Source organism: Verrucomicrobiia bacterium, from assembly GCA_035946615.1.
Classification (GTDB): Bacteria; Verrucomicrobiota; Verrucomicrobiia; order Limisphaerales; family UBA8199; genus DASYZB01.
In genome coordinates, this window is the sequence record DASYZB010000067.1 from 1 (window position 1) to 5,048 (window position 5,048).

Here is a 5,048-nt window from a genome sequence, read left to right on the forward strand (position 1 = left end):
CGGAATATAGTTGCAAAGCTGGCGGACAATGGTGAATTTTGACGCGGTTGGAATTTTTTGTTTTTTCATTTGCCTGCCGTGTGGCAGGTTTTACCAAAATTTCCAACCATTTTTTTCAACTTCCTGTGGGATGGCAGTGAAATTAAATCATCGTGTCGAGGACAAAGGCAAGCATTTGAAACAGGCCTGCGCTCCCTCGAACAGTTGTGCATAAAACAGGCGATCTGCGGGATTCGGATAGCCGTTGGGGGCCATTTGACCGCTCGCCGCCCCACACCAGAAGCATTGCTCCTGGCCGTATAACGGCACATTTCTGCTCAAGTCTTTCGTGAACATATTTTTTCCCTTTGTTTGGGTCGTTGCTCATGCGGCCCGGACACCGCAAACAATTTGTAAAACGTTCGATTTCTGTCCATTTTGGCAACTTTCCATCTGCCGCCAATTTGCGAGGTTGCCGTGCTCATCTACAGACCGAAGACGGTCAATTTGCCATCGCTTGGAACGTAAACTTTGCCCTGGATCGCCGTCGGCTCCGTGAAGGCTCCTCCGTTAGGATTATTCCAAGGGCCGCAGTTCATGTCCAGCAGTTGGTGTGTGAGATTTGTAGCGTCGAAAGCTTGCAGCCGCAAAGGATTGCTGCGGGTAATCGCCCAAACTACGCCCGTCCCGGCGTTCTGGTGGTTCGACGATACATTCGGCGTAACGCCCCCTTCACTGGGGAACGCTTGTGGAGACTGATTTGGGCTGCCGCCGATCATCGCCAGCGCGAGCGCGATGCCCGAGAACAGATACGCTTTTAAATGACCGCCGCTGCCGCAGTAATAGACAAACTGCTGCTGTTGCGAATTTCGGTAAAAGGCTGGCCCTCCCCACACACCCGATTGGTCAGTGATCGCCGCTCCAGGCTTCATCTGCACAGGCGGAACCTGCACCAGCTTGTCCGGTCCGCCGGGTGTGTACTTGCCCATATTATTCCGGTTGATGAGCAATATGTTGCCGTCTTTTCCAGCCGCTACCAAGGTGGAAGGCAAACCGGCGCTGGGCGGCGGATCCGGCAGGATGAGCACCCCTCCACTCCCCAGATCGATATCATGCGCGAGCAGTGTTGGTTGATCGGAGGGTGTGAAGTAATCGGCTACGCCAAGAGCCGGCGTCACCTTTATCACCGTGTCGCCGTAATCCTGGCCGCCCGTATTCCCCGTGAAGTCGCCGTTTCCGCTCGTGAAGTACACAAAGCCCTGCGGATCGGCGGCGAGGCCCATTCCGCCCTGCCAAACCCCTGCCGCTGAAGGCGCGCCAGCCGCCGTATCCGGGGTTGTTGCGAAAACGCCGATGCGCGCCAGCGTGACGGAATCGTACGCGAAAACCCAGCCGTGATAGGTCCCAATGTGGAAGTCGCAATGAGAACCGAACCCGACGAAGACGATTCGATTGTGAGCCGCTCCGGCAGGCGACGCAAGAAGCAGCAGTCCGGGGCGGTTCAGATGGAAGTGCGGATCGAAGACTACGTGTCCGTGGCCGTCATTCGGCTGGCCCGCGCCGGCAACCGATCCGCTAATCTCGACCGGAGGCACGCGGTCGGTCCCAGTGCTGATGTCCAGGGCATAAAGCCTGTAATGAAATGTCGCGTTGCCGCCCGCGACTTTCTTGGTCTTGGCCACAACCCACATGGTGTAAGACGTGCAGTCGATCACAGGCGTGGAGGTGATACCGATTACCGGCGCGACGTTATCGCAACCCTCGATATCGCCCACCGCGACTATCTGTTCCCCAGCCGGGATCAGGGAGCGCTTCCAAAGCGCAGGCTGATTCGTATCCGCGTCAAACGCATAGACGGTATCGTTTTCGGTCGCGATAAAGACCAGGTTGTGTGCGCCGAAACCCGGCACATTGACGTGGTGGGCATAAAGAGGCTGTGCATACGCGGTGCCATCGATATTGTGTGTGAACTTCACCTTCAGTGCGGGAACATTCGCCACCGTAAGTGTGGTTTCAAACGGGTTCCATCCGGTGCGTGCAGCATCGAAGTGCTGCGTAACATAATAAAAGCCGGCGGAGCTAATCACGATTACCGGCTCGCCCGGACCAGCAATCATATTGCAGATCATCTGGCGCGCCTTCACTGCATCCCCGACGTGAAGAGGCCCAAACAGGATCGGAATCTCGACTGTAGTCGCGGTGGCGATAGCGCTCCCGCGCCATCCCCCATTGATGTAAAGGTCCACGTGCGCGCCTGGCACCACGTTGCCGACGGTCACGCTTCTCATGCAAGTCTCGACCGGCGGCTGGACAACGGGCGGCCCGAGCTTGGGAGTCGGCTGCACCGGAACCGCCGCCGATTTTGAGCTGACCAATCCGCACCCTTTCTGCTCCGCAAAGATGTGGTCCCCTTTGATGAGCAGCGGCGCTACCGGCACGTCTGCCTGCGTGGTATAGACGACCGACGACCCGATAGGCGCACCCAGCAACGTCGAAAACACATACACCGTAGCGCCCGGATGCAGATTGCTTACATGCACCGCCGCGCCGCACTCGTACAGCGGGCTCCCCACGACCGGCGTCGGCAAGGAAGCCGGATGCGGATCCACATTTACTCCGGCAGAGGGAGCGCTCCAGTTGGTGCAGAGCTCTTGTCGGGCTGTAATCATTGCGTTGGCAGCCAGCGCTGGCGTTCCAAAATCGAACGTCGAGGCCGGGGCCGATCCCAGTCCCAAGCTCACGCCATTTTGGAGAATCTCCACTGGAGAGCCCGGCAGGAGGTCCGTCAAACGCACCGTGACGCCCCCAGCGCATAGTGGCGGGACGACGGTTGGGACGGGAACAGGAGTCGAGGGGCCGACCACAACTGGCGCAGACGCTGCGCTCTTGATCTCGCACCGCGGCATCTGCTGAAGGGCGGTCACTTGATCCCCCAGCTTTAGCGGCGGTGTTGGGAACCACAACTCCGACAGATCGAAGCAGGCGGTCTCGGTAAAGCCGGCCGTGGGCGCTTCGGTCAGCACCACCTGTGCGCCATCCACCACGTCTTTAACCGTGACGGCACGCTGGCATGCCCGTAGCGGACCCACCACCACGGGGCGCATCAATTGCTTCTGGTTTCCGGGTAGTGCGTCCGGCTTGGGCAGATTGGTAGGGGTGCCCGCCGTTCCACAGGCTGTCTGACGGGCGACTAATATATCCCCGGCACCGGTCTGAACCGAGAGACCGAAGCGTGCCGAGCCGTCATCGGCAATACCCGAACCGCGCAGCACACCGCCCACGGATACCTCGACTTTCGCTCCCGGAACCATTCCCTCCAACCAGAGACACTGGCCGCAAACATAGATGTGTGTCTTGGCAGCAACAGTACCGATTACCGGGGGTTTCTTTTGCACCGTTACCGGCGAGGAAGACTTCGGGCTCGTCGTTCCGCCTATGGTTTGTGTGGCCGCGACAGCAGCGCCGGGCGCCAGCGTTTTGCCGGGAAGCAACGGAAAGGTCTGGTCGGTCCAGGTTGCCGTTCCAGTCGCGACATGCGCCCCATTGGAATAAATATCGACGGTGACACCGATCAATTGACCTTGCACTTTGACTCTCGAACTGCACTCCGAGAGCGGTCCAACAACTACTGGAGGCAATAAAACCATATCACATCACCCTTTCCGCGCCGTGTCGCGCGACTTTGAGTTCCGTTGAATTTGAATGGAGTCGGGCTGAGCACCGATCCATAAAAGGCGCAATTCCTGTGTGCTCAGCGGGCTCATACGGATAGAATGAGCGCAACTGGAAGTTTGATCAACATTGGTTAATTGTTCAAAAGCGACATTGTTGTTTGAAAACAACATTCAATAGCCTAAAGCCTGTTTTAGGAACCGCCCCGGTTAAGGAGCCGGGCCTACACGGCTCGCCAATTTCGGGCTATTCCTCTAGGCCGCGTGCACTCACGCGGCGTTCGTCACTAACAATTAAGCATGGGAGCAAAGTTTTGCGGTGAGGTCCCGTAAACCTTTTTGAAATGCGTGGCGGTCCGAATTCAACAGGAATCTGTCCGAGCACAGGTCAGGGCCGTTTCGGCTTCCACTGTTTGTTTTGGTAGAAGCGACGGATTTTCCATTCTCGATAGTACTCCCATACAACGCCAGCGACGATGAAGGCGGTAAGAAATGCGAGTATCCACAGCATCCTGTGGCCCGACCCCGTACCGAATTTCATCACCGGGCTTGAAGGCTTAAACTGATCAGTTACGGCCTGCGCTAAGATTGTGTTCATGATCTTCTGATTCTCAGATGCGAATTAATCTCGGACTGGGAAGGAGCCACAACTTCTTTGCACCTCTTTGCGCGGCCACTTCCCACAGGAGCAATCTTGCGCTTAGGGAGGCAGGATTAGATTCGGGTTGGAGGCTTGCGCGTACGCCATAATGTTTTCAGCGAAACAGGCATAGGCATGGGCTCCGTCACCGGCCATTATCATTCCATCCCACCCCAGAACTCCCCTCGAATCACACACTACCCAAGCACCTGAATCCCCCGGCCGAGCTAACGCAGTGTTCACGTACCAGGGACGCGGAGTGCAAAGAGAGAAAATATCGCCAAAACAATGAGAAGTGTGAGCACCGGGATTGGCGGGATCTGGCAAATCGATCTCGTGCCAGAGGCATAAGGCATCGAGTTCGCCTGCGGTAAGATGGCTCGTCTGGCCATTAAACTTAACCGGATCGCGTGGATTCATCGAGCTAATCGACGTCACGGTATGAGGCCGCCCAATGCCGGGGATAGAGCCGTTCGCTATATCCACTGGATTCATCTTTGCAACGGCAACATCAAGGCATACCGGTGGAGTTGTGCCAGACGCAGGAGAAGAACTGGGGAAAGCCCGATTGTTGCAGCTTCTCGCCCCTGTTTGGTTGGGGACGGTCCAAAGGGATGCAGTACCGATTGAAGAAGAGCTTTTGCTTACGATGTCTAGCGAGGCAGAGCCTCAGACCGACGAGATGTAGTTAAAGTTCGAATGGTTCCGGTCGGTGCAGGCGCGACACCCGGAGGTGCCGGCATTTTAGCCTCAACAAG

At 57.0% G+C, this 5,048-nt stretch carries 2 protein-coding genes; both read right to left on the bottom strand.

All coding sequences use genetic code 11. The features are described from left to right. Positions 1 to 464: 464 nt before the first annotated feature. Positions 465 to 3,626 carry a hypothetical protein gene (locus VG146_10400; GenBank protein ID HEV2392759.1) on the bottom strand — a complete coding sequence of 1,054 codons (3,162 nt, stop codon included), beginning with the start codon at positions 3,624 to 3,626 and terminating at the stop codon, positions 465 to 467. A gap of 412 nt (positions 3,627 to 4,038) precedes the next feature. Further along, positions 4,039 to 4,248, bottom strand: a complete 210-nt coding sequence (locus VG146_10405; protein HEV2392760.1) for a hypothetical protein — start codon at positions 4,246 to 4,248, stop codon at positions 4,039 to 4,041. Positions 4,249 to 5,048: the final 800 nt, after the last annotated feature.